At 73.4% G+C, this 23,610-nt stretch carries 24 protein-coding genes and 2 pseudogenes; 11 read left to right on the top strand and 15 right to left on the bottom strand.

Annotated features, from left to right (window positions below; genetic code table 11):
* Positions 1 to 118: 118 nt before the first annotated feature.
* Positions 119 to 400 (top strand): annotated as a pseudogene (locus tag ACFYW5_RS17700) (MarR family winged helix-turn-helix transcriptional regulator); the annotation flags it as partial.
* Here ACFYW5_RS17700 and ACFYW5_RS17695 read toward each other — a convergent pair.
* Positions 385 to 1,107 carry a GNAT family N-acetyltransferase gene (locus ACFYW5_RS17695; RefSeq protein ID WP_389417907.1) on the bottom strand — a complete coding sequence of 241 codons (723 nt, stop codon included), beginning with the start codon at positions 1,105 to 1,107 and terminating at the stop codon, positions 385 to 387. The pseudogene ACFYW5_RS17700 and the gene ACFYW5_RS17695 overlap by 16 nt on opposite strands.
* 136 nt (positions 1,108 to 1,243) lie before the next feature.
* On the opposite strand from ACFYW5_RS17695, the gene ACFYW5_RS17690 reads away from it, so the two are divergent.
* From ACFYW5_RS17690 to ACFYW5_RS17670, 5 genes are all read left to right on the top strand, one after another.
* A complete protein-coding gene (locus ACFYW5_RS17690) occupies positions 1,244 to 1,849 on the top strand; it encodes a sulfite oxidase-like oxidoreductase (RefSeq protein ID WP_389417906.1) in 606 nt (201 codons plus the stop codon).
* On the top strand, positions 1,842 to 2,597 hold the full coding sequence (locus ACFYW5_RS17685) for a ferredoxin reductase (RefSeq protein WP_389417905.1): 756 nt from the start codon (positions 1,842 to 1,844) through the stop codon (positions 2,595 to 2,597). Before ACFYW5_RS17690 ends, ACFYW5_RS17685 begins: the two co-directional genes overlap by 8 nt.
* A 32-nt stretch (positions 2,598 to 2,629) precedes the next feature.
* A complete protein-coding gene (locus tag ACFYW5_RS17680; protein WP_389417904.1) occupies positions 2,630 to 3,217 on the top strand; it encodes a hypothetical protein in 588 nt (195 codons plus the stop codon).
* Between the two features lie 240 nt (positions 3,218 to 3,457).
* A complete protein-coding gene (locus tag ACFYW5_RS17675) occupies positions 3,458 to 4,426 on the top strand; it encodes an acetylxylan esterase (RefSeq protein ID WP_389417903.1) in 969 nt (322 codons plus the stop codon).
* A gap of 134 nt (positions 4,427 to 4,560) precedes the next feature.
* Positions 4,561 to 5,304: a GntR family transcriptional regulator gene (locus ACFYW5_RS17670; RefSeq protein WP_389417902.1), complete on the top strand. Its 744-nt coding sequence runs from the start codon at positions 4,561 to 4,563 to the stop codon at positions 5,302 to 5,304.
* Between the two features lie 13 nt (positions 5,305 to 5,317).
* Here the strand turns inward: ACFYW5_RS17670 and ACFYW5_RS17665 are convergent, their stop codons facing one another.
* Entirely contained in the window at positions 5,318 to 6,046 is a 729-nt protein-coding gene (locus ACFYW5_RS17665) for a class I SAM-dependent methyltransferase (protein WP_389417901.1), read from the bottom strand.
* Positions 6,047 to 6,051: 5 nt separating this feature from the next.
* On the bottom strand, positions 6,052 to 6,615 hold the full coding sequence (locus ACFYW5_RS17660; protein WP_389417900.1) for a PadR family transcriptional regulator: 564 nt from the start codon (positions 6,613 to 6,615) through the stop codon (positions 6,052 to 6,054).
* Between the two features lie 70 nt (positions 6,616 to 6,685).
* Here ACFYW5_RS17660 and ACFYW5_RS17655 point away from each other — a divergent pair, with 70 nt between their 5' ends.
* From ACFYW5_RS17655 to ACFYW5_RS17645, 3 genes and pseudogenes are all read left to right on the top strand, one after another.
* Complete coding sequence (locus tag ACFYW5_RS17655; protein ID WP_389417899.1) at positions 6,686 to 7,084, top strand: nuclear transport factor 2 family protein; 399 nt, start codon at positions 6,686 to 6,688, stop codon at positions 7,082 to 7,084.
* A gap of 397 nt (positions 7,085 to 7,481) precedes the next feature.
* A complete protein-coding gene (gene rho / locus ACFYW5_RS17650) occupies positions 7,482 to 8,609 on the top strand; it encodes a transcription termination factor Rho (RefSeq protein WP_389417898.1) in 1,128 nt (375 codons plus the stop codon).
* A 93-nt stretch (positions 8,610 to 8,702) separates the two neighbouring features.
* A pseudogene (locus ACFYW5_RS17645) lies at positions 8,703 to 9,620 on the top strand (D-alanyl-D-alanine carboxypeptidase family protein); the annotation flags it as partial.
* Positions 9,621 to 9,658: 38 nt separating this feature from the next.
* Here the strand turns inward: ACFYW5_RS17645 and ACFYW5_RS17640 are convergent.
* Positions 9,659 to 11,014, bottom strand: a complete 1,356-nt coding sequence (locus tag ACFYW5_RS17640) for a glycosyltransferase 87 family protein (protein ID WP_389417897.1) — start codon at positions 11,012 to 11,014, stop codon at positions 9,659 to 9,661.
* Positions 11,011 to 12,414 (bottom strand): polyprenol phosphomannose-dependent alpha 1,6 mannosyltransferase MptB, encoded by a 1,404-nt coding sequence (gene mptB / locus ACFYW5_RS17635; protein WP_389417896.1) that lies wholly within the window; start codon positions 12,412 to 12,414, stop codon positions 11,011 to 11,013. The genes ACFYW5_RS17640 and mptB overlap by 4 nt, the downstream gene beginning before the upstream one ends.
* A gap of 112 nt (positions 12,415 to 12,526) precedes the next feature.
* Between mptB and ACFYW5_RS17630 the strand changes: the two genes are divergently transcribed.
* Positions 12,527 to 13,348: an MOSC domain-containing protein gene (locus ACFYW5_RS17630; RefSeq protein WP_389417895.1), complete on the top strand. Its 822-nt coding sequence runs from the start codon at positions 12,527 to 12,529 to the stop codon at positions 13,346 to 13,348.
* A gap of 7 nt (positions 13,349 to 13,355) precedes the next feature.
* Here the strand turns inward: ACFYW5_RS17630 and ACFYW5_RS17625 are convergent, their stop codons facing one another.
* Both ACFYW5_RS17625 and ACFYW5_RS17620 read right to left on the bottom strand, forming a co-directional pair.
* Complete coding sequence (locus tag ACFYW5_RS17625) at positions 13,356 to 14,660, bottom strand: hypothetical protein (protein ID WP_389417894.1); 1,305 nt, start codon at positions 14,658 to 14,660, stop codon at positions 13,356 to 13,358.
* Positions 14,661 to 14,921: 261 nt separating this feature from the next.
* Entirely contained in the window at positions 14,922 to 15,575 is a 654-nt protein-coding gene (locus tag ACFYW5_RS17620; RefSeq protein WP_389417893.1) for a DNA-binding response regulator, read from the bottom strand.
* A 74-nt stretch (positions 15,576 to 15,649) separates the two neighbouring features.
* On the opposite strand from ACFYW5_RS17620, the gene ACFYW5_RS17615 reads away from it, so the two are divergent.
* Complete coding sequence (locus ACFYW5_RS17615) at positions 15,650 to 16,555, top strand: oxidoreductase (protein WP_389417892.1); 906 nt, start codon at positions 15,650 to 15,652, stop codon at positions 16,553 to 16,555.
* On the opposite strand, the gene ACFYW5_RS17610 is transcribed toward ACFYW5_RS17615, so the two are convergent.
* The 8 genes from ACFYW5_RS17610 to ACFYW5_RS17575 all read right to left on the bottom strand — a co-directional run bounded on the left by ACFYW5_RS17610 (position 16,524) and on the right by ACFYW5_RS17575 (position 23,558).
* The gene (locus ACFYW5_RS17610) at positions 16,524 to 17,465 is read right to left on the bottom strand and encodes a glutaminase (RefSeq protein ID WP_389417891.1); all 942 of its coding nucleotides are present in this window, start codon (positions 17,463 to 17,465) and stop codon (positions 16,524 to 16,526) included. The two genes, ACFYW5_RS17615 and ACFYW5_RS17610, sit on opposite strands and share 32 nt — an antisense overlap.
* Positions 17,466 to 17,776: 311 nt before the next feature.
* On the bottom strand, positions 17,777 to 18,793 hold the full coding sequence (locus ACFYW5_RS17605; RefSeq protein WP_389417890.1) for an asparaginase: 1,017 nt from the start codon (positions 18,791 to 18,793) through the stop codon (positions 17,777 to 17,779).
* Positions 18,794 to 18,837: 44 nt separating this feature from the next.
* Positions 18,838 to 19,506: a FadR/GntR family transcriptional regulator gene (locus ACFYW5_RS17600; protein ID WP_389417984.1), complete on the bottom strand. Its 669-nt coding sequence runs from the start codon at positions 19,504 to 19,506 to the stop codon at positions 18,838 to 18,840.
* 113 nt (positions 19,507 to 19,619) lie between these two features.
* Positions 19,620 to 19,979, bottom strand: a complete 360-nt coding sequence (gene crcB, locus ACFYW5_RS17595; protein WP_389417889.1) for a fluoride efflux transporter CrcB — start codon at positions 19,977 to 19,979, stop codon at positions 19,620 to 19,622.
* Complete coding sequence (gene crcB, locus ACFYW5_RS17590) at positions 19,976 to 20,488, bottom strand: fluoride efflux transporter CrcB (protein WP_389417888.1); 513 nt, start codon at positions 20,486 to 20,488, stop codon at positions 19,976 to 19,978. Before crcB (ACFYW5_RS17590) ends, crcB (ACFYW5_RS17595) begins: the two co-directional genes overlap by 4 nt.
* Positions 20,489 to 20,548: 60 nt before the next feature.
* Positions 20,549 to 21,511 carry an SMP-30/gluconolactonase/LRE family protein gene (locus ACFYW5_RS17585; RefSeq protein WP_389417887.1) on the bottom strand — a complete coding sequence of 321 codons (963 nt, stop codon included), beginning with the start codon at positions 21,509 to 21,511 and terminating at the stop codon, positions 20,549 to 20,551.
* 9 nt (positions 21,512 to 21,520) lie between these two features.
* Positions 21,521 to 21,808, bottom strand: a complete 288-nt coding sequence (locus tag ACFYW5_RS17580) for an ArsR family transcriptional regulator (RefSeq protein WP_389417983.1) — start codon at positions 21,806 to 21,808, stop codon at positions 21,521 to 21,523.
* Between the two features lie 190 nt (positions 21,809 to 21,998).
* On the bottom strand, positions 21,999 to 23,558 hold the full coding sequence (locus tag ACFYW5_RS17575; protein ID WP_389417886.1) for an arabinogalactan endo-beta-1,4-galactanase: 1,560 nt from the start codon (positions 23,556 to 23,558) through the stop codon (positions 21,999 to 22,001).
* Positions 23,559 to 23,610 lie beyond the last annotated feature (52 nt).

Genomic DNA, 23,610 nt, shown 5'->3' with positions numbered 1-23,610 from the left:
ACCCGACCTGACACTGCGGTAATGGGTCTCACCCCCTCGGTGCGACACGTCCGGGACGCTCCGCGGACGGCCGTCAGCCTACCCAGTGATCTCCGCCGATGTCTGCCGAGTTGTGATGAACGGCGGCTGCCGGGCCACCGACCTCGCGGCGCGCTACGCCCTGGACAAGTCCACCGTGAGCCGCCAGGTGGCCGCCCTGGAGCGCGACGGCCTCATCGGGCGCAGCCTCGACCCGGACGACCACCGGGTGCAGGTGCTGCACCTGGCGGACGCCGGGCGGCGGCTCCTCGCCCAGGTCACCGAGCGGCGGCGGACGGTGGTGCGGGAGCGGCCGGCCGACTGGCCGGACGAGGATCTGGAGCGGTTCGCCGAGTACCTGGTGCGCTACAACGCCGGTTGAGCCGCCGGTTCCAGAAGGTCCTCCGGGACGCGGGTGCCGAGGAAGACGGTGCTGCGGTGCAGACGGAAGCCCAGCGCCTCGTACAGCCGGATCGCGCCGGTGTTGTCCGCGGCTGCCTGCAGGAAGGGCGTCTCGCCGCGCTCCTGGATGCCGTGGGCGACGGCGAGCACCAGCCGTCCGGCCAGGCCCTGGCCCCGGACGGAAGGGTCGGTGCACACCGCGCTGATCTCCGTCCAGCCCGGCGGCCGCAGCCGCTCCCCCGCCATGGCGACCAGGGCACCGTCCCGGCGTATGCCGAGGTAGGTGCCGAGTTCGAGGGTGCGGGCCCGGAACGGTCCCGGGCGGGTGCGGGCGACCAGGTCGAGCATCTCGGGCACGTCGGCCGGGCCGAGGCGGACCGCCTCGGGGTCCGGTGCGCCCGCCACGTCCGGGCCGACGAGCTGCACGCCCTCGGCGCGGAAGACGGTCTCCCAGCCCTCGGGCGCCGGGCCCCGGAAGCCGATCAGCAGGGCCTCGTTGCCGGGACCGGCGAGAGCGGCGATGTCGGCCCAGTCGGCGGGCTCCGGGTCCTCGGGAAGCGCCACCCAGGGCGCCACCTCGGCGGGGTAGCGCAGGACCCGGCCCCGCTGCTCGGCGAGCCGGGCCTGCGGGCCGGTCAGCGCGGTCCAGGCCGGGTTGTCGAGGACCTGCTCGTACGCCTTGGACATCTGCTCCCTCTCTCCTTCGCCGCCACAGAAACCAAGCAAGATCGGCGGGCGGCTATTCCCGCCCGGCCGGACCAGTACGGTTGAATGAGCAACGTACTGATCACGGCCGTCCCGGCGGTCTGGAGGCACCTCCCGCATGAACGTCACCCGAGGCTTCACCGGACGCCCACGCGTCCCCGACCCCGGACTGCCACCCGGCCAGTACGACGCCGGCGACGACTGGCCCGTCCTGTCCGCCGAGGTCACGCCCGATCTCGCGCCCGCAGAGTGGACGTTCCGCGTCGACGGCCTGGTCGACGAACCCCGCACCTGGACCTGGGACGAGGCCCACGCGCTGCCCGGATCGGTCTACGAGGGCGACATCCACTGCGTGACGAGCTGGTCGAAGTTCGGGGTGCGGTTCGGGGGCGTCTCCCTGGACGCCTTCCTCAGTGTGGTCCGGCCCCATGCCTGCGCCACCCATGCCGTGGCCTACTCACACACCGGGTACACCACGAACCTCCCGCTCGCGGACCTCACCGGCGGGCGCGCCTGGATCGCCTGGGAGTACGACGGCCGGCCCCTCGCCCCGGAGCACGGCGGCCCGGCGCGGCTGCTGGTGCCGCATCTGTACTTCTGGAAGAGCGCCAAGTGGATCGCGGGCCTGCGGATCCTCGACCACGACGAGCCGGGCTTCTGGGAGCAGAACGGCTACCACGAGCGGGGCAACCCGTGGGAGGAGCAGCGGTACTCCGGTGACTGAGACCTTCACTCCCCCGACCCGCTTCGCCGTGCCGGGACGTATCGCGGTGAGTCAGCAGACGGCGACGGTGTGGCAGACCGCCACCATCGCCGAGATCCGGCGCGAGACCCCGCGCGCGGCCACCGTCCGGCTCGCGGTGCCCGCCTGGGCGGGGCATCTGCCCGGCCAGCATCTGATGCTGCGGCTGACCGCCGAGGACGGCTACGCGGCCCAGCGCCACTATTCGATCGCGTCCGCGCCCGACGACTCCGGGCGCATCGAGCTGACCCTGGACCATGTCGAGGGCGGCGAGGTCTCCGGCTGGTTCCACACCGTCGCCCGGCCCGGCGACCGGGTCGAGGTCCGCGGACCGGTCAGCGGCTTCTTCGCCTGGCCCGGTGACCGGCCGGCGCTGCTGATCGGCGCCGGATCCGGGGTCGTCCCGCTGATGTCGATGGTCCGCCACCACCGGGCGCGCGGCCTGGACGTGCCGCTGCGGCTGCTGGTGTCGGCGCGCAGCCCCGAGGAGCTGATCTACGCGCGGGAGTACGGCGCGGAGACGACGCCCGTGTTCACGCGGAGCGCGCCGGAGGGCGTGCCGGTCGGACGTGTGTCGGCCGCACATGTGGCGCCGCTCCTGGCCGAGCGGCCGCCTGGTGGGTGGGAGGCCTATGTGTGCGGCTCCAACGGGTTCGCCGAGCACGCCTCGCGGCTGCTCGTGGAGGCGGGCCAGCCGGTCGACCGGATCCGCATCGAGCGCTTCGGCTGACTTCCGCGCGCCTCGGCGGGTACCCGGCCGGCGTGACGAGGACGCGAGCACCCGGCCGGCGCCGCCGGGACAACCCGCTGCGGCTCCGGTCCGATGTCATGGAGGCGTGGGCGCTAGTGGTGGTGGCCGTCCTGCTGTTCCTGGCCGCGCCGCTGGCCGGGGTGGTGGCGGGCTGGTGGGCCCATGACGACGCCCGGGCCACGGCGGCGGCCCAGCGCGCCGACCGCCACCGGATCCGCGCGCAGGTGACCGGCGCGGCGGCCTCGGGATCCCTCCCCACCGTGCAGAGCACCGAGCGCAAGCAACGGGTGACGGTGCGCTGGACGGACCCGGACGGCACGCGCCGCACGGACACGGCCCTGGTCCCGGCCGGCGCCCTCCGCGGTGAGCGGGTCGACGTGTGGCTCGACTCCGCTGGCCGCAGCGTCTCCCCACCGACGACCGGGGCGACGATCTGGCAGCACACCGTGACGATCGGCGTCTGCGCGACGGCCGGTACTGCGGGCCTCGTCCTTCTCGGACACGCCCTGTTCCGCCGCGTCACGACCGCGCACCGGCTCACGGAGTGGGAGCGGGAGTGGGCCCGCGTCGAGCCGCAGTGGAGCCGACGGGACGCCTGAAGAGCGGGCGGTGACCCGACCACCAGGGAGGATGGGCCCGTCGCCGGCGATCTCCCGCCCGGCATGCCCGGCTGCCAACTCGGCCGCCCCGACCAGCACTTCTGCCCTGCGGCCGGGCCGCCGACCGGACTCGCCACGGCGTCGGCACGGGACGCGGACCCCGGGATGATCTGGCGAAAGGTCCGATCACCCCCGTACCGTGTGATCATCCGCAGGCCCTCCTCCCAAAGGCGGTCTTCCATGGCCCTGTTCGACCTTCCGCTCGACGAACTGCGGGAGTACCGCAGTGACTCCGTCGTGCCCGAGGACTTCGACTCCTTCTGGTCCAAGACACTCCAGGAGGCCCGCGCACACGATCTGGACGCCCGCTTCGAGCCGGTCGACACGGGGCTGGCCACGGTGACGGTGTACGACGTGACGTTCGCGGGGTTCGGCGGTCATCCGGTGAAGGGCTGGCTGACGCTGCCCGCGGCTGCTGAGGAACCGGTGCCGCTGGTGGTGGAGTTCGTCGGGTACGGGGGCGGGCGCGGGCTGCCGCACGAGCATCTGCTGTGGGCGTCCACCGGGCGCGCGCACTTCGTGATGGACACCCGCGGCCAGGGCAGCGCCTGGGGCGGTGGCGGCGGTACGGCGGACCCGGTGGGCGGGGCGCCCGCCTACCCCGGCTTCATGACGCGCGGTGTCGACGCACCCGAGAACTACTACTACCGGCGGGTGTTCACGGACGCGGTGCGCGCGGTGGAGGCGGCCCGTTCGCATCCGCTGACGGATGCCTCGCGGACCGTGGCGGTGGGCGCCAGCCAGGGTGGCGGGATCACGATCGCCGTGGGCGGTCTGGTGCCGGACCTGACGGCCGTCGCCCCGGACGTGCCGTTCCTGTGCGACTACCCGCGCGCCGCGACGCTGACCGACCGGCACCCGTACCGCGAGATCGGCCTCTACCTCAAGACGCACCGCGGCCGCGGCGAGGACGTGCTGCGCACGCTCTCCTACTTCGACGGCGTCCACTTCGCCGCCCGCGGCACGGCCCCCGCCCTGTTCTCGGCCGCCCTGGAGGACCAGACCTGCCCGCCCTCAACCGTCTTCGCGGCCTACAACGCCTGGGCGCACGACGACAAGGCGATCGAGGTGTACGAGTTCAACGACCACGAGGGCGGCGGGCCGTATCACGAGGCGGCCAAGATGCGCTGGCTGGGGTCGTACGTCTGACGCGTGCGGTGATCCGTGGGCCGGTTTCGGCCGAACCGGCCCGACGGCCTTCCCTGCTGGTTTAGACCAATGGTAGATCTGGTGGCGCAATGAGTCGGCATGGCTACGGCACGTCACCAACAGGAGGGCGCGGCATGGCCCGCACCGCCCCGCACGACCACTCGCTCACCGAGGCACAGCCCCTCTACTGGCGGATCGCGACGCAGTTGCTCGGCGAGCTGCGCGACGGCACGATCCCGCCCGGCGAACGGCTGCCGGGCGAGCGGCACTTGGCCCGGCACTTCGGGGTCAGCAGGGAGACCGTACGGCAGGCGCTGGAGGTGCTGCGGCACGACGGCCTGGTCGCCACCGACCGGCGCGGCAGCCACGCCACACTGCCCGGTCTGCCGGTCGAGAATCCCGCGGCGCTCACCTTCCCGGTCGGCGCCCGGGCGGCCGATCCGGGCGCCGTCGACCGGGCGACGGTGGCGTGGGAGACGCCCCCGCCGGGCCACGCCGAGGCCCTGGGCCTGGCCCCGCACCGCCGGACCCTCGTGCACCGCTACGAGTCCGCGGGCGCCGACGGGGGCGGCCGCCGCATGGCCGTCACGTCCTTCTCCGACGTGGCCGTGGCCGAGGTGGCGGAACTGGCCCGCTACCGGGACCGCGCCGACGGCTCCACCTCGGCCCAACTGCACCGCGCCTACGACTGGATGCGCAAGGCGGGCCTGGACCTTCACCACCGGGACTCCATCACCCCGCTCGCGGGCGCGGCGTCGGTACGGGTCACGCGACGCGTGCACGACCAGTACGCCCGTCCGCTGGAGATCACCGAACTGGTCGTGGACGCCCGACAGGACGCGCTGGTCTACGAGTTCACGCTGCCGGCGGCCGTCTGAGCAGGATCGCCCGTCACGTCGGCCGGCGCGCCACGATCATTCGGACCCTCGGGCTCCCGTCCCGCCGCCGGCCGAACTCGGGCAGGGGCTCCAGGGTGACGGAGAATCCGGCGCGCCCCAGCTCCGGGACCACCTCGCCCAGCCGGAACGCCCGGTAGTACATGACGAACGGCGGGCGCCACACGGCGTTGCGGACCCGCATCACCGCGTCGAAGCCGAGCAGCGTCCAGTACGCCCGCGATCCGGGGCCGGGCGGGGCGACGACCGGGAAGACGAACGCCCCGCCGGGCCGCAGGACGGAGCGCACCTGGGCGAACAGGCCCGGCAGTTCGCGGGGCAGGAAGTGTCCGAAGGCGCCGAAGCTCACCGCGAGGTCGAAGGCGGGCGCGAACGGCAGGGCGCGGGCGTCGGCGCGGACGTAGGACACCGGCGGCGCGGCGGCGGGGCGGGGGCGCTCGCGGGCGACGGTGAGCATGCCCGCGCTGAAGTCGAGGCCGACGACTGCGCGGCGGCACACGCGCGTGAGGACGTCGGTCCCGGCGCCGGTGCCGCAGCACAGGTCGAGCCCGGTGCCGAAGGGCCCTTTGCGCTCCAGTGCCGCGGCGACGGCGTCGAGCACCGAGTCCGGGGTGCGGAAGGGGGTGTGGTCGAACTTCGGGGCGAGCAGGTCGTAGCCGCGTTCGACGGACGACAGCGCCTGGACGGCGAGTTCGCGCAGGGAGGGGCCTTCGGGGCTGAACATCCGCGTCAGCCTAGAGGACTCCGCTGCTTCAGTACGGCGAGAACGCGCTCGCACCAGCCCACGTTGCCGCGCTCGTAGTCGATGCCGGCGAGCAGGGTGAGATAGGGCCCGACGCGGTCGCTCACGCGCAGGTACTCCTCCTCGGACCGCCCGGCCAGCAGCCGTTCGCGCACCCGCTCGTAGCGGGCGAGTTTGCCCTGGGACCAGCTCATCCGCTCCTCGATCAGCGCGCGGGCGGGGCCGGGGTCCGCGTCGTCCAGGGCCTGGATCTTGATCATGAGTTCGTCGCGCAGGGCCGCCGGGCGGCGCACCGGCTCGGCGGCGAAGGAGCCCAGCTCCTCCCGGCCCGCCTCGGTGAGGGTGAACATCCGTTTGTTGGGCCGCCGTTCCTGCTGCACCACCCGGGCCTCGATCAGGCCGTCCTGTGTCAGGCGCTCCAGCTCCCGGTAGAGCTGCTGGGGGGTCGAGGCCCAGAAGTTCGCGAAGGACACGTCGAACACCTTGGACAGCTCGTATCCCGACGCCTCCCCCTCCAGGAGGGCGGCGAGGACGGCGTACTTCAGCGACATATGGACAACGCTAGCAGGGGGTGACTAATCTCTTCTGCACCTACTCAAAAAATTGACCATGGAGGCCGCGATGAAGGCGTTCCGCGAGGCGATCGAGGCATGGGACCTCGACGCCGCCGAGGCACTGCTGGCCGAGGACGTCGTCTTCACCAGCCCGGTGGTGTTCAAGCCGTACCCCGGCAAGGCGCTCACGGCCGCGATCCTGCGCGGGGTGGCGCGGGTCTTCGAGGACTTCCGCTACATCCGGGAGATCGACGACGCGGGCGGCCGGGACCACGCGCTGGTCTTCACCGCGCGCGTGGGCGACCGCGAGATCCAGGGCTGCGACTTCCTCCACGTCAACGAGGACGGCCTGATCGACGAGTTCACCGTCATGGTCCGCCCCCTGTCGGCCGCCCAGGCGCTCCAGGCCGCCATGGCCGCGCAGTTCGAGCAGATCGCCAAGGACGCGGAGGCACGTTCCGTCTGAGCCTCAGCCCTGGGGCCGACCGGCTTTTCCGCCGCCCTCGCCGTCCGCCACGCGCGGAACAGGCGAGGGCGGCGCCGCGTTGACGCAAGCAGGAGTGGCCGCCCCGCGGCTTGCTGGTTCGGCCGCGCCTCCCCCTGCTCCACGCAACCCTCGCCAGGCGCTGAACCGGCGTGGTACCGTCCCGTCAGCACTTGTGCACGCCCTGTCCAGGGCGCCGGTGCCAGTTCTCCTTCAGCCGGCCGGTGTCGTACCGGCCTCCTCGCCACCTCGTGACCAGCGGTTCCGTCGTACCCGAGGTGCTGTTTCCCGCCGCCCGGAGGCGCTTCGTCCGCCCCGTTCTCGCGGCTCCCCCTTCCTCGCATGTCCCATGCCGTACGTCCGTGAAAGGACACCCATCATGACCACCACACTCGAACCCCCCGTACAGCAGACCGCCCCGCAGACCGTCACCGGTGTGCTCGACATCGACGCAGGCGGGAAGGGGTTTCTGCGCGCCGGAAGCCTGCTCGCCGCCTCCTCCGACCTCCAGGTCTCCCCCGCCCTGATCCGCCGTCACGGCCTGCGCAAGGGCGACCTCGTCGAAGGCGTACGGGGCGACCGGCGGACCCTCACCGAGGTCGCCCGCGTCAACGGCCGCGCCCCCGAACGCGACCGCCGGAACTTCGGCGACCTGACGCCGCTGCACCCGAGCGAGCGGCTCCGGCTCGAACACCCGGCGGCCGGGCTCACCGGGCGCGTCGCCGACCTGATCGCCCCCGTCGGCAAGGGCCAGCGCGGGCTGATCGTCGCCCCGCCCAAGACCGGCAAGACGGTCCTGCTCCAGCAGATCGCCGCCGCGGTCGCCGGCAACCACCCCGAGGCCCGCCTGATGGTGGTGCTGCTCGACGAACGCCCCGAGGAAGTCACCGACATGCGGCGCTCCGTGCGCGGCGAGGTGTACGCCTCGACGTTCGACCGGGCGCCCAAGGACCACATCGCGCTCGCCGACCTCGTCATCGAGCGGGCCAAGCGGCTCGTCGAGGCGGGCGAGGACGTGGTGATCCTGCTCGACTCGCTGACCCGGCTGTGCCGGGCGCACAACAACGCGGCCGCCGCCGGTGGCCGCACCCTCAGCGGCGGCGTCGACGCTTCCGCGCTGATCGGCCCCAAGCGCTTCTTCGGCGCCGCCCGCGCGGCCGAGGAGGGCGGCTCGCTCACCATCCTCGCCACCGCCCTGGTCGAGACCGGCTCACGCGCCGACGACTACTTCTTCGAGGAGCTCAAGGGCACCGGCAACATGGAGCTGCGGCTCAGCCGCGACCTCGCCTTCCGCCGCGTCTTCCCGGCCGTCGACCTCAACCCCTCCGGCACCCGCCGCGAGGAACTGCTCCTGAGCCCGGCCGAGTTGACCGCCGTGCGCGGTCTGCGCCGGGTCCTCCAGGGCAAGGACGCCCTGGACACCCTCCTGCAGCGGATGCGCGAGACCCCGGACAACGCGACCTTCCTGCGCCGGATCCAGCCGACGCTGCCCGCGGATCCCGCCTGACCGACCCGGACCGCGTGCGGCATCCGGGTGCTCGCGGGCGACGCTCCGTCCGGGCAGCGCGGTGTGTCGCCGAGCGCTTTCTACGTTGATCATATGAAGATCGGATTCTCTTACCGGGTGACCGTCTCGGCCTGCGTGCTCTGTGTGGCGGGCCTGTGGGGGCTCACGCCCACCGCGGCGGCCGACCGGGGCGACACGGGCCCCGCCGCGGCGGCCGACCGGGGCGACGCCGGCCCCGGTGGGACGGAGCGGGGTCGGGGGGTGGCGGTTCCGCCGGCGTCGTTGCTGCACCGTCCCGGTACGCAGGTGCGGCTGCGCGCGGGGGCGCCCCGGGTGCCCCGGGTCTCGGCGCTGTCGTGGGTGGTCGCCGACGCCGGTACCGGTGAGGTGCTCGCCGCGCACGACGCGCACCGCAGACTGCCGCCCGCCAGCACCCTCAAGGCGCTCTTCGCCCTCACCCTGCTGCCCGCCCTGCCCGGCGGGATCCGGCACACGGTCGACGAGGAGGAGCTGGCGGGCGTCGGTGCGGGCAGCAGCCTGGTCGGGGTCGCCGAGGGGCGCACCTACCGGGTCACCGATCTGTGGAACGGGGTGTTCCTCAACTCCGGGAACGACGCCGTGCACGTCCTTGCGCGGCTGACCGGCGGCTGGCGCGCCACGGCCGCCCGGATGCAGGCCAAGGCCCGGGCGCTCGGCGCCCTCGACACCCGGGTGCTGTCGCCGGACGGCTACGACACACCGGGCCAGGTGTCCTCGGCGTACGACCTCGCGGTGTTCGGCCGGGCGGGGCTGCGCAACAAGGACTTCGCGCGGTACTGCGCCACAGTCGAGGCCAGGTTCCCGGGCCGCGGCGGATGGTCGTACCCCATCCGCAACACCAACCGGCTGCTGACCGGCGCCGACGGCGTCGCCCCCTACCCCGGCCTGATCGGCGTCAAGAACGGCTACACCAGCCGGGCCGGCCACACGCTGGTGTCGGCCGCCCGGAAGGGGAACCGGACCCTCGTCGTCACGGTGATGAACCCTCAGTACGGCGGCGGACTGGCCGTCTACGAGGAGGCCCGGGAGCTGCTGGACTGGGGTTTCGCCGCGGCGGGCCGGGTGGAACCGGTGGGCTCGCTGGACGCGCTGCGGGCCAGGCCCCGGCCGGGGCCCGAGCCGGTGTCCGCAGGGGCCGTCGCGGCGCCGGCGGAGGCGGGCCCGGGCTGGGCCGAGGCCGGACTGGTGGCGGCCGCCGCCGTGCTCGGCGCCGGGGCCGTCGCGGTCGCCCTGCGGCTAAGGAAGGGCCGAACTGCGGGGAGTTGACCCACCGGCAGCCACAGCAGCAGCCCCAGCGTGATCCAGACGTAGGCGTTGGAGCCGAGGAAACCGTCGATGCCGGAGGCGTCGTCGAACCACAGCCACACCACGCTCGTGCACAGCACCGCGTACAGGGTGCCCGCGATGCGCGGGTGCCCGGCGCGGATCAGCACGGCGAACGAGGGCAGCAGCCACACCAGATGGTGCACCCAGGTGATGGGGCTGACCAGACACGCCGTCAGGCCCGTCAGGGCGAAGGCCGCGATCCACTCCCCCGCGGCGACCGCCCGGCTCGCCCGCCACGCCCACACGCACAGCACCAGCAGCACGGCGACCGCCCACAGCGCGCGGTCCGGTGCGCCGAGCCGGGCCAGGACACCTTGCAGGGACTGGTTGGAGACGTACTCCAGGCGGCCGATACGGGTGGTGTCCCACAGGGCCCGGGTCCAGTAGAAGCGCGAGGCGTCCGGGGCCACCCAGGCCGCCAGGGCCGTCGCTCCGAGGGCCACGGCCGTGGCGACCGCGGCCGCCCGCCACCGGCGGGCCAGCAGGAGCAGGCCGATGAAGACGGCGGGCGTGAGTTTGATCGCGGCGGCCAGCCCGATGCCGTAGCCCGCCCGGCGCCCCCGTCCGGTGGCCAGGAGCCAGGCGTCCGTCAGCACCAGGGCGAGCAGCACCACGTTGACCTGGCCGAAGCTGAACGTGTCGCGCAGCGGCTCGAACAGGGCGAGCGCGCAGACGCCGAGCACGCAGCCGAACCAGCCGTGCCGCCGCCAGTCCCGTCCGGCCAGGATGCGCACCACCACGGCCAGCGCCGCAAGGTTGAGCAGCAGAGTGACGACGACGGCGGCGGGCAGGTCCAGCAGGGCCATGGGCAGCATGACGACGGCGGCGAACGGCGGGTAGGTGAAGCCGTACGTCGTGCCGGGGACCAGGTAGTCGTAGATGCGTCCGCCGTGGTGGATCCAGCTGTCCACGGTGCCGTGGTAGACGCGCAGGTCGAACCAGTCGCGCAACAGCGGCACGGTCGCGGTGAACACCGTCACGGCGGCGACGAGGAGCAGCGCGAGCGGCAGCCGTCCGCGGTCGGAGCGGGGCAGTCTCATGCGGTACGCCCCCGGCCCGGCGCGAGTTCCGCCTGGTGGGCCTGGAACAGCACGACCACCGCGAGCACCCCGCCGGAGACGGCCAGCACCAACTGGCCGGTGTCCGCCGGGCCCCCGCTGGGCAGGGTGGCGAGCGCCAGTACGCCCGTCACGGCCGCCACCCGGTGCCGCACCGAGGCGCTGGGCGCCGCGGCAGCGATGAGGAACAGGCCCCACAGGGCGTACCAGGGGCGGATCGCGGGACCGAGGGCGGCCACGGCGGCGAGGCTCAGGCCGAGCGCGTACACCGGGCGCGGTCTCAGCCGCAGCCAGATGACCGCGACGGCGACCACGGCCGCGGCGACCCCGAGCGCGTGCCACGCGGGCACGGCCAGGGGTGCCAGGTCGCTGCCGAGCCCTTCCAGGAGAGCGCGGGTGGCGCGGCCGAGGAGGCTGGTGAGCGCCCAGTTGTGCGGCGAGACCGGGGTGTCGAGGGCGCCGATCCAGCCGTATCCGGTACCGGCGACGGCGGTCGCTGCGACCGTCGTGGCGGCGGTGGCCGCCGCGGTCGTCAGCACGGCCCGGGCCGGCGGGCGGCCCGCCCGCACCTGGAGGACGACGACGGCGGCCAGGCCGAGCACCGCGGGCGCCTTGACCAGGGCGGCGAGGGTGACGAGTACGGCGCCCAGGACCGGCCACCGGCCGAGCGCGGCGACCAGGCCGAGCCCGAGCAGGCCGAGCATGACGGCGTCGTTGTGGGCCCCGGCGATCAGGTGCAGCAGGACCAGCGGGTTGAGCGCGCCGAGCCACAGGGCGGCGGCCGGATCGGCGCCGCTGTGCCGGGCCAGAGGGGGCAGGGCGGCCGCCATCAGGGCCACCCCGAGGAGGGCGACGAGCCGCATCCCGAAGAGCCCCGCGGGGAGTTCACCGCTGGTCAGCGCCGACAGCCCGGAGGCCAGGGCGAGGAAGACCGGGCCGTACGGCGCTCCCGTGTGCTGCCACAGCGGGGCGACCTCGTCGGCGAGCGGACCGCCGAGCCGGGACGGCCCGTGGGTGTAGACGTCGAGGTGGGCTTCCACCATGGCGCCCTGCGCGAGATAGCTGTACACGTCCCGGCTGAACAGCGGCGGGGCGAGCAGCAGCGGGGCCGCCCACACGGCGAGGGTGACCAGCAGGGCGCGGGGTGCCGGCGGTCCGTCGCCGAGCAGGAGACGGCCCAGCAGTGCCCAGGCCGCTATCAGCAGGACGACGCCGAAGTACACACCGATCAGGCCGAGGGCGGCCTCGGCGGAGGAAGGGGCGAGGAGGTCCCGGACGGGCAGTGCTCCGGCGGTGCCGCCGCCTGCCGCGAGGAAGGCGGTACCGGCCAGTCCGAGCACCTGGCAGCGGCGGAGATCGACGGGAAAAGCCGTGGCCAACACGCGGTCAGCGTGTCAACGTCGGGTGGCCGGAAATCGACGCGGTTCCCTCCGGTGGGAAGCCGACGTGTGTCCGGCGCGTGGCAGCCTGGCCACCGACCGGAGGAGGCGGCGCATGGCCGATGTCCTGGAACTCTTCTGCTACCCCGTCAAGGGCTGCGCGGGTACGTCGGTGAGTGACGCGCTCCTCACCCCGGCGGGGCCGGCGCACGACCGCAGCTTCATGGTCATCGGCGAGGACGGTGTCCACCGCACCCAGCGCCGCCATCCCCGCCTCGCTCTGATCCGGCCCTCCGTCAGCGCCGACGGCAGCCGGCTCACCCTCGACGCGCGCGGCTCGACCGTGCACATCGACGTCACCACCTCCGCGCCGCGACGCGACGTCGACCTGTTCGGCGAGGCCTTCCAAGGGATCGACCAGGGCGACGAAGTCGCCGACTGGCTCTCGGAGGTGCTCGGCACCCCCAGCCGTCTGGTCCGGGTGCCTCCGGAACATGACCGGATCGCCGACGGCTGGACGCCGGGCCCGTCGGGCTACGCCGACAGCAGCGCCGTGCACCTGCTGACCCGGTCCTCCCTCGCCCTGCTCGACCAGCGGCTGCCCGAGCCGCTGCCGATGAACCGCTTCCGGCCGAACATCGTCGTCGGCGGCGACGGTTGGGCGGCCGATCCTCATGCCGAGGACCGCGCGCGCCGCATCACGATCGGCGGGACCGAACTCGGTTACGCCAAGCTCGCGGTGCGCTGCGCGGTCACCCTCGTCGACCAGGAGACCGGCGCCCGGCAGGGCAAGGAACCGCTGCGCACGCTCGCGGCCTACCGGCGCGCGGCGAGCGGAGGAGTGGTGTTCGGCGCCAAGTTCTCCGTGCTGCGGCCGGGAAAGCTGTCCGTCGGCGACGAGGTGGTCGTCCAGGAGTGGGGCGACGCCGAACGGTAGGCCCCGCTCACCGGAAGCGGGAGCTGGGTACCGGGCCCGAGGACGGCAGGTGGGCGCGGTCGCCCTGGAGCCAGGTGTCGCGTACGGCCGTCACGAACCGCGTGAACCGTTCGTCCGGGTCCGCGGGCGACTCGCCGTCCCCCTCGTCCGGGGCCGGGTCGGCGGCGACGATGTCCGCGGCGATCTCGGACTCGGGGCGGGCGTCGGCGGCGGTGCGCTCCACTCCGCCGTCCTGCGCCTGCTGGAGCACTCCGTCCCAGGGTGCTGTCGCCGACTGGTGGAGCAGGGTGACGCTGTCGGCGGTGACGGCCGGCGGGTCGGTCCAGCAACTGGCGTGCTCGTGCAGGATCTGGCCGGGCGTCCGCTCGAAGAGATGGCCGATGATCTCGGGGCGCACCTCGTTCAGGTCGTACGCCACGACCACGGTGTCCGCCCGCTCGGGGGCGAAGGGCAGTGCCGGAAGTCCGAGCACCTCGGCCACGGCCAGGCCCAGGATCCGGCTGCCGCGGTCGGGCAGCAGGGACACCGACGTGGGCCGTGCGCCGGCGGCGGCCAGCACCGTCCTCAGCCGGAGCAGGCCGTGCAGGCACTGGTCGTAGGTGTCCTGGAGCCAGGCGTACCGCCCCGTCATGCCCGCGTCGAAACCGTAGGGGGACAGCGTGCCGAGGACGGTGCCGCCCAGGACGTACTGCCAGCCCCGCAGATCCGAGCGGTCCAGCGCGCCGCCCGTCTCCACGCTCGCCGCGCGCTCCAGCATGCGGCGCTGACGGGCCTGCGCGGACAGCCACTGCTCGTCCTCCGGGTCCGTGAGCAGCGCGTGCTGACGGCGGGCCAGGGCGAGGTCGCCGGACATGAGGGCGTTGTGGACCAGGAGATAGCGGTCCGGCCAGGCGTCGAGGGTGCTTTCGTGCGCGGCCAGTACCTGTACGGCCTCGCCGTGCCGCTCCTCGCCCTCGTAGGCGGAGACCAGCTCGCGCAGCGCCGCCTTGGAGTCCGGCACCAGGCGCAGGGCCTCGCGCAGGGCGGGTATCGCCAGATGGGCGACGCCGCGCTCCACGCACGCGTACCCGAAGTCGTAGAGCTCCTGCGGCCGGTCGGGACGGGAGGCGAGGGCCTCGGCCGCTTGCCGGAGGTCGTCGAACCCGGCGGAACCGGCCGCCCGGGCGATGACGAGGGCCAGCTCGCCGAGGGGCAGTTCGTCCGTGCCGGACCGCAGGTGGCGCAGGGCGCCGGGGACGTCCCCGGCGTCCAGGGACTCCCAGGCCTTGAGGAGTTCGGGGGACTTCGGGCGACGAGACTTGCGCGAGAACATGAGGGCGATCTTCGCCCGGGGCGGGGCAGGGTCTCAACCGGATTAGGCGCCGCGCGCCCGCTCAGCGGTTCAGACCCTGCTCCCCCGTGCGACCGCGTGCTCCGCGATACGAGCCCGGCTCACCCACGCGCCCGCCCGCCCGCTACAGCGATCCCCACCCCGCCCACCCACGCACCCGCCCGCTCAGCGGTTCAAACCCAGCCCACCCACGCACCCGCCCGCTCAGCGGTTCAAACCCAGCCCACCCACGCACCCGCCCGCTCAGCGGTTCAAGCCGAGTTCGCCCGCGCGCATCCCGGCCTGGAAGCGGGACCCGGCGTCGAGGGTGTCGAGCAGTTCGGCGACCCGGCGTCGGTAGGTGCGCAGGGACATACCGAGTTCGCGCGCCGCGGTCACGTCGGTGACGCCCGAGCCCAGCGCGCGCAGGACCGTCCGGCTCCCCGCGTCGAGCCGGGGCCGCTCCGCGCGCAGGAACTCCTCAAGACCGGTGGCGGCCTCCCAGGCGGCCTCGTACAGCGCGTGGACGCCGCCGACCAGCGTGGGCGCGCTGGTCACGGTGTACTCACGGCCGCCGGGGGTGCCGGCCCCGGCGAGGATCGCGTACTGCCGGTCGATGATGATCGTCTCGTGCGGCAGAGCGGCGGCGGCGATCCGTACCTGGCCGCCCTCGGCGACGATGTCGCCCAGGTGCGCGCGGCTGTGCTCGTCGGCCAGCGCGGCGGGGCTGTACAGCTTGCGCACCCGCAGGGTGCCGCTGCGTCGGACCCGGTCCCGGGCCGCCTGCCGGGCGCCGTGGTGCGGCCAGGTGCCGAGGTCGCGGGCGGCGCAGACGAACTCCTCGCGAACCGCGGAGAACAGGTGCGCGGTGCGGGCGAGCAGCTCCAGGTCGCCGTGGATCGTCACGATCTCTGCCACGCGCTCATTCTGCCCGATGGCAGCAAGCTGCCACGGGCTCGCGGCACCGACGCCCCGCCTCCCAAGCTGGGTTCATGAGCGATGACTTCCGCCTCGGCGGCGACCTGTTGATCAACCGGATGGGCTTCGGAGCCATGCGCCTGCCCACGAACTCCTTCCACGGCCCGGCCCGCGATCCCGAAGCCGGCCGGGCCGTCCTGCGCCGAGCAGTCGAACTCGGCGTCGACCACATCGACACCGCCGCCTTCTACACCAGCGGCGACGGCACGGTCCGGGCCAACACCCTGATCCGTGAAGCCCTTCACCCCTACCCCGGCGGCCTGGTCATCGCGACCAAGGTCGGCCCCGTCTTCACCGCCGACGGGGGCCTGGCCGCCACGTCCGACCCTGGTGCCCTGCGCGCACTGGTCGAGGAGAATGTCACCGGACTCGGCCTGGACCGCCTCGACTTGGTCTATCTGCGCATCGGCGGCCTCGCACCCCCGCCGCGCGGTGAGTCGGTCGCCGCGCGCTTCACCGCGCTGGCCGCGCTGCGGGAGGAAGGGCTGATCCGCCACCTCGGCCTGAGCCATGTGGACGCCGCCCATCTCGCCGAGGCCCGAGCCATCGCGCCCGTCGCCGCGGTGCAGAACCACTTCCACGCCGCCCGGCGCGACGACACCGAGGTGCTGGCCGCCTGCGAGCGGGCGGGCATCGCCTATGTGCCGTTCTTCCCCCTGGGTGGTGGCGTGAGCGACCTCAACGGGGAGCGCATGGCCAGGGTCGCCGGCCGGCACGGGGCCACGGTTCCGCAGATCGCCCTGGCCTGGCTGCTCGCCCGCTCCCCCGTCACCCTGGCCATCCCCGGCACCGGCTCCCTCGCCCACCTGGAGGAGAACACCGCGGCCGGATCGATCGTCCTCGCCGAGGAAGACCTGGCCGACCTGGCGGCACAGCGGACCGCGCCGGTCAGAACACCGACAGCCCCGTCAGCGTCGTGAAGCGGTCCAGCGCCGCGACGCCCGCCACCGAGTTGCCGCGCTCGTCGAGGCCCGGGCTCCATACGCACAGCGTGCAGCGCCCGGGCACGACGGCGATGATGCCGCCGCCCACCCCGCTCTTGCCGGGCAGGCCCACGCGGTAGGCGAAGTCGCCCGCCGCGTCGTACGTCCCGCAGGTCAGCATCACGGCGTTGACCTGCTTGGCCTGGCTGCGGGTCAGCAGCCGGGAGCCGTCGGCGCGGACGCCGTGCCGGGCGAGGAAGCCGGTGGCCAGGGCAAGGGCGGCGCAGGAGGCGCGGATCGAGCACTGGCGGAAGTACTGGTCGAGCAGGGCCGGTACGGGGTTGTCGATGTTGCCGTAGGAGGCCATGAAGTGGGCCAGGGCGGCGTTGCGGTCGCCGTGCGCGGCCTCGGAGGCGGCGACGTCCGTGTCGAAGTCCAGCGTCGGGTCGCCGCTCTCCGCGCGCAGGAAGGACAGGAGTTCGCCCGCCGCGTCGCCGGTACGGGTCTGGAGGCGATCGGTGACGACGAGGGCGCCGGCGTTGATGAACGGGTTGCGCGGGATGCCGTTCTCGTACTCCAGCTGCACCAGCGAGTTGAAGGGGTTGCCGGAGGGCTCTCGGCCCACGTGCTCCCACAGTTCGTCACCCTCGCGGGCCAGGTCCAGGGCGAGGGTGAAGACCTTGGTGATGGACTGGGTGGAGAAGGGTCGGCGCCACTCCCCCACCCCGTACACCGTGCCGTCGAGTTCGGCGACGGCCATGCCGAAACTGCGCGGGTCGCAGGCCGCGAGCGCCGGGATGTAGTCGGCGGCGCGGCCGCGGCCCGGGGTGCGCCCGATCTCGTCGGCGATGCGCTCCAGGACCGGCTGGAAGGTCTGGGACGAGGGTGCAACGCTCATGATCACCATTGTGCCTCCGGGTCGGTCGACGAGGCCGGGGCGGCCGTACCGGACGTCAGTCAGCCGGCCGCGGCGGGCAGGGGGCGCCGGCCGGGGGGCGCAGCGAGTTCGGACTGACGCCGAAGCTCGCGGCCCGGGCAGGCCGACCGCGGTCTCCTGCGACACCGGCTCGGGGAGCCGCCCGACCGGCCGCACACGGCCCGCACCCACACGCCCCCAGAGGCGACGGCCACACACGGCCCGCACCCGCACGCCCCAGAAGCGACGGCCACACACGGCCCGCACACCTCACCCGCACGCCCCAGAAGCGAGCCGCGTCCCTAGGCGCACGGCGCGACAGCGACCGGCTCCAGGGACCGCACCGGCCGCACACACCCCACCGCCCGGCCGCCCCCGAGAAGCGCCTCGCCCTGGAACTCGGTGAGGAGCGACGGATCGACCCCGGCCCGCGCGAGCGCCGCCGCCGCGACCGGGACCCGCGCCCGGTTCGCCCCGTCGGAGATCTTCACGGCGACCGCCCGCCCGTCGGGCAGTGCGGCGACCTGCACGCCCTCGAAGCCGTCCTTCGCCAGCAGCCCCGGCACGGCCCGCATCAGCGCCGCCACGTCCCGCCCGCTGCCGGAGGCCATCTCCGCGTGCTCCCGCATGGCGTCGGCGACCCGTGCCTCGGGCGTACCCGGCGCGGCGGCCGTGATCCGGGCCGCGGCCCGGGCCAGCCCGTGCAGCGAGACGGAGAACAGCGGAGCCCCGCAGCCGTCCACCGTCACCTGCGCGATGCGCTGGCCGGTGAGGTCCTCGACGATCTCGGCGATCGCCTGCTGAAGCGGGTGCCCAGGGTCGAGGTATCCCTCCAGCGGCCACCCGTTCAACCGGCAGGTGTACAGCATCGCCGCGTGCTTGCCGGAGCAGTTCTGGGCCAGGCGCGAGGGCAGCCGCCCCTCCCGTACCCAGGCGTCGCGGACCACCGGGTCGAACGGCATGTCCGGCACGTTGCGCAGGGCGCTCTCGGAGACACCGGCCAGCTCGAGGATCCGCCGGGTACCGGCGAGGTGCCGCTCCTCGCCCGAGTGGCTGGCCGCGGCGAGCGAGAGCAGCTCGCCGTCGAGCGGCAGCCCGGCGCGGACCATGGCGACGGCCTGCACGGGCTTGAGCGCCGAGCGGGGGTAGAACGCGGCCTCGATGTCGCCGACCTGGAAGCGGACCTCGCCCCCGGTGCCGAGCACGACGACCGAGCCGTAGTGGATGCCTTCCACGACTCCGCCGCGTATGAGGTGGGCGACGGGGGCGTGCAAGGGCTCACGGAGAAGGGGTGCGTCCGGGAGGGAGGTGCTGTACATCACTGCCTGTTTCCTGGGGTGGTGGGCGGCGGCCGGGGCGCGGGTCACGCGTCGGCCTGCCGGGATGCCGTGCGCGCCGGGCGCACGATGTCCGTGAGGGTGGTCGCGACGCGGTCGAGGTGATGCGCCATCGCCTCGGTGGCGTCCTGCTCCGAACCGGCGATGAGTGCCTCGACGATCGCCCGGTGCTCACGGTTGGACTGCTCGCGACGGCCGCCGAGTTCGTTGAGGAAGGCCGACTGGCGTGCCAGGGCGTCCCGGATCTCCTCGATGACCCGGCGGAAGACCGGGTTCTGGGCGGCCTCGGCCACGGCGAGGTGGAAGAGGGTGTCCATCGCGACCCACGCGGTGGTGTCCGTCTCGCGTTCCATACGGTCGAGCAGATGGGCCAGGTGGTCGAGGTTGTCCGGGGTGCGGCGCCGGGCCGCGTATCCGGCGACCGGGATCTCGACGTGCCGGCGCACCTCCAGCAGATCGCTGGCCGCGTAGTCGCCGAAGGTCGGGTCCTCGACGGCGGAGGCGACGACGAAGGTGCCCTTGCCGGTCTTGGAGACGGTCAGGCCCATGGTCTGCAGTGCCCGGAGGGCCTCGCGCAGCACGGGTCGGCTGATCTCCAGGGTGCGGCACAGCTCCACCTCGGAGGGGAGCTTGTCGCCCACGGCGTACTCGCCGCGTTCGATGGCGGCGCGCAGATGCGCGAGCACCGCCTCCATGGCGCTGACGCGCCGGGGAGGCTGTCCGGCTGTCCGGCTGTCTGACAGGTTCACGGATGTGATGGTCCGGATGGCGGAGGGTGCTGTCAAGGCGCCCCCGCCCCCACTGCGGGTCAACCCCACAGCGCCCCGGCGAGCCATACGCCCGTGAAGGCGGCGCCGAGGCCGAGGACCAGGCTCCCGGCGACGTTGCCCAGCGCGTACAGCCCGGCCCCCGTCTCGGCCAGCCGCAGGGTGTCGTAGGAGAAGGTCGAGTACGTGGTCAGCGCCCCGCACAGACCGGTGCCGAGCAGCAGCTGGAGGTGAGGGCTCGCGGCGCCGGTGAGCAGGCCGAGGGCCAGGCAGCCGGTGATGTTGACCGCGAAGGTGCCCCAGGGGAACACCGAGTCGTGCCGGGACCGCACCGCGCGGTCGGTGAGGTAGCGCAGCGGGGCGCCGACCATGGCGCCCGCGACGACGAGCAGCCAGTTCACGAGGGGTTCCCCCCTTCGGTGCGGCCGGCCTCGTCCTCCCTGGTCGACCCCTCGCGGCCGCTGTGCCGCCGCACGATCCGGCGGGTCGTCGCCGCGCCGAGCCAGACCGCCGTCAGGGCCGCGAGGAGGGTCGCGGCGAGGTAGGCCAGGCCCGTGCCGGGGTGGCCGGAGTCGAGCAGCTTCCGGATGTCGACGGCGTACGTCGAGAAGGTGGTGAAGCCGCCGAGGACGCCGGTGGCGACGAAGGGGCGTACCAGGCGAGGGGCGCTCCACGCCTCGGTGATGATCACCATGAAGGCGCCGATCACGGCGCAGCCGATGACGTTGGTCCAGAAGGTCGCCCAGGGGAATCCGCCGGGGCTCAGTGGCCACCACAGGGAGAGGGCGTACCGGCCGGTGGCCCCGAGGGCGCCGCCGAGCGCGATCACGGCGAGGACGGGTGCCTGGCCGCGCAGAACGGGCGGTCTCGGGGTGCGGGCGGCCCGCGGCTCGGTGTCCGAGGCTGACATGGTCGTACGTCTCCTGCCGGGACGGCCCGGTAGGGGCCGGTCAACAGGGTAACGCCGGGCTCAGGTCGCGGCGGGCGGCTCGCACAGGGCGACTCCGCGCTCCCACAAGCTGCCCAGGACGAGGTGGCCCCCGGCCTCGCAGACGCTGGTCACCATGCGGAAGCGGGAGTGGCGGCGGGCCAGGTGGTGGCGGATCGCGCCGGTGTCGTCGACGGCGAGGACGCCGATCGTGCCGGTGGGACGGAAGGGGGCGCGGACGGCGACCCGGGCGGCGGCGCGGCGGACGGCGGGGGTGGCGCGGTGCAGCAGATCGAGGGGTGGCACGCGCGGGCCGGCGAGGGCGACCCAGAGGGGGCCGTCCGAGGTGCCGCGCCAGAGGTTGTCGGGCATGCCGGGGAGGTGCTCGACGAAGGGTTCGGCGCGGCCCGCCTTCGGTCCGGTGAGCCAGTAGCGGGTCAGGCGGCAGGCGCCGGTCTCGGCGACGACCAGGAAGGACTCATCGGCGCTCGGGGCGAGGCCGTTGGCGAACCGCAGTCCGTCCAGGAGGACTTCGGGGGTGTCCGCGCCGGGTGCCAGGCGCAGGAGGCGGCCGGTTCCGGTGTCTTCGGTCAGGTCGCCGATCCAGTGTTCCAGGGGGTAGCGGCGGCTGGAGACGGTGAAGCAGACGCTGCCGTCGGCGAGCGCCACGGCGTTGCTGGCGAAGCGCAGCCGCTCCCCCGCCACCGAGTCGGCGAGGATGCGGACGGTGCCGTCGGTGAGGTCGACGCGGAGCAGTCCCTGTTCGGCGTCGCACACCAGCAGCGTGTCGTCGGTGAGGAGTTCCAGGCCGAGCGGGCGGCCGCCGGTCTCGGCGAGCACGCGGACGCGGACGTGGCCGGGGTCCGCCAGTCCGTCGAGCCCGAGGATGCGGCCGTCCTCGACGCCGGTGAGGACCCGGCCGCGGGAGTCGGCGACCACGTCCTCGGGGCCACGGCCGCCGATCGCGATGTACCGGTGCGGGACGAGGGTGCGGGGACGGTTCATGCGCTCCCTCTACCAGCCCTTCTCGAAGATGCGCGCGACCTCGGCGATGCGCACCTCGTCGCGCCGGTAGTACGTGCGCCGCCGGATCCGCCGGGTGCGCAGCAGGCCGACGCAGGCGAGCAGGCTCAGATGGGTGTCGGCGACCGGCGGGGCCACCCCGAGTTTGCGGGCGACGGCGTCGGAGGTGACGCCGTCCTCGACGAGGTCGCCGTGCGGCTGGGGCGGGAAGTGCGCGGCCGGATCCTTCAGCCACTCCAGGATGTCCAGGCGCTTCGTGCTCACCGGTGTCCTCAACATCATGCCCCCTCCGTCCGGTCCTCCTCGTAGCGCGTGTTCCCCACTGTTCCGCAGTCGATGCCGACATGTCCGGCACTCCCCGCGCAATGGCCGGTAGCGAACTGTCGTGCGATCCCGAGGCGTGCGAGCTGGTACGAGCAAGGCCCGGCCGCGCGTTCCCGCGGCCGGGCCCCGTTTCTCTGCGGTGGGGTCAGCGGTGGCTGAACCAGGCCATCGCCGGGAGGGCCCTGTCGTCGTAGCCGAACAGTGCCTGGTTCTCCCAGCCGTTGCCGGAGGCGGGGTCGGTGGGGTCCCAGCCGTTGCCGGTGACCGCGGTCCAGGTCGACTCCCAGTAGAAGACGCCGAGTCCGCGGCCGTTCGGGACGGCCTCCACGATGCTCGCGATGTCGTTCATCCAGCGGGTCTGGCCGGCCGGGGTGGCCGGGTAGCCGGGGACCAGTTCGCTGTCGAGGTCGATGATGTTCTCGTGCGTGTCCTCGCTGTCCAGCCGGAAGGGGTAGGCCGTCTCAGCGACGAAGACGGGCTTGCCGTAGCGCCCGGCCGCGTCGTCCAGGGTGGTCTGGAAGTCGTGCAGCGTGCCGTGCCAGTAGCCGTAGTAGGACAGGCCGATGACGTCGAACTTGACGCCGTTCGCGACCGCGCTGTCGAACCACCAGCGGGTGCCGGAGAGGTCACCGCCCTTGGCGAGGTGCAGCGCCACCTGGGTGGCGGAGTTGACCGCCTTGACCGCGTCGTAGCCGGAGTTGAGCAGACCGGCGAGCTGCGACCAGTTGCTGGTGGAGCCCTCGGACCAGAGCATGCCGCCGTTGATCTCGTTGCCGACCTGGACCATGTCGGCGGTGGTGCCCTGCGCCTTGAGGGCGTTGAGGACGTCGTACGTGTGGTGGTAGACGTCCGTCTTGAGCTGACTGTAGGAGTGTCCCGCCCAGGCGGCCGGCTTGCTCTGGGCGCCCGGGTCGGCCCAGGTGTCCGAGTAGTGGAAGTCCACCAGCAGTTTCATGCCCTGCGCCTTGACGCGCTTGGCCAGGGCGAGGACCCGGGCCTTGTTGTTGTAGCCGTCGGCCGGGTTCACCCAGACCTTCACGCGGGCGTAGTTCTGTCCGGCGGACTTCAGGACGGCGAGCGGATCGGCGAGCGTGCCGGAGCTGGTGCGGTAAGTGCCGCCCAGCGCTTCGCTCTTGGGGATCGAGGAGACGTCGGAACCCTTGATCGAGGTACTGGACGTACCGGAGGTGAAGGTCAGGTCGTCAACATTGATCCAGTTGCCCGCGTTCGCGTCACTGTTGACGCTGATGGTGCACTGGTTGCTCGTCACCTTGACCGGCACGACGATCCGGATCCACCCACTGGCGGACACCGGCAGGTTCGTGCGCTGCTCCGCGCTGCCGCAGTTCTTGAGGGCCAGGTAGGCGGAGTTCTGCCCGCCGCCGGAGCGGACCCAGGCGGTGAGCTTGTAATTGCCGTTGGTGAGCCCGGACAGGTACTGGTAGGTCTCCACCTTGTAGGCGGAGGACGACCAGTGGCTCAGCCGGTAACTCCCGCCGTGGCCGCCGGACTCCACGAAGGAGGCCGCGGTCGAACCGTACTCGGACCAGCCGGACGGGGTGGCGGCGCCCGCGGCGTCGGACTCGAAACCGCCGTTGGTGAGGGTGCTCGCCGCCTGGGCGCTCTGCGCGGGAAGTGCGGTGAGGGCGAGCCCGGCCGCGAGCGGCAGCAGCAGGGCCTTTAGGGTGCGTCTGGGATGGAACATCTTCGTCCGTCGTCCCTTCGACGTGGATGGGGATGGGGGTTCCCTCGCCCGG

The sequence above is a fragment of the Streptomyces sp. NPDC002779 genome, assembly GCF_042888685.1.
Classification (GTDB): domain Bacteria; phylum Actinomycetota; class Actinomycetes; order Streptomycetales; family Streptomycetaceae; genus Streptomyces.
This window is presented reverse-complemented; position numbering and strand designations above follow the sequence as displayed.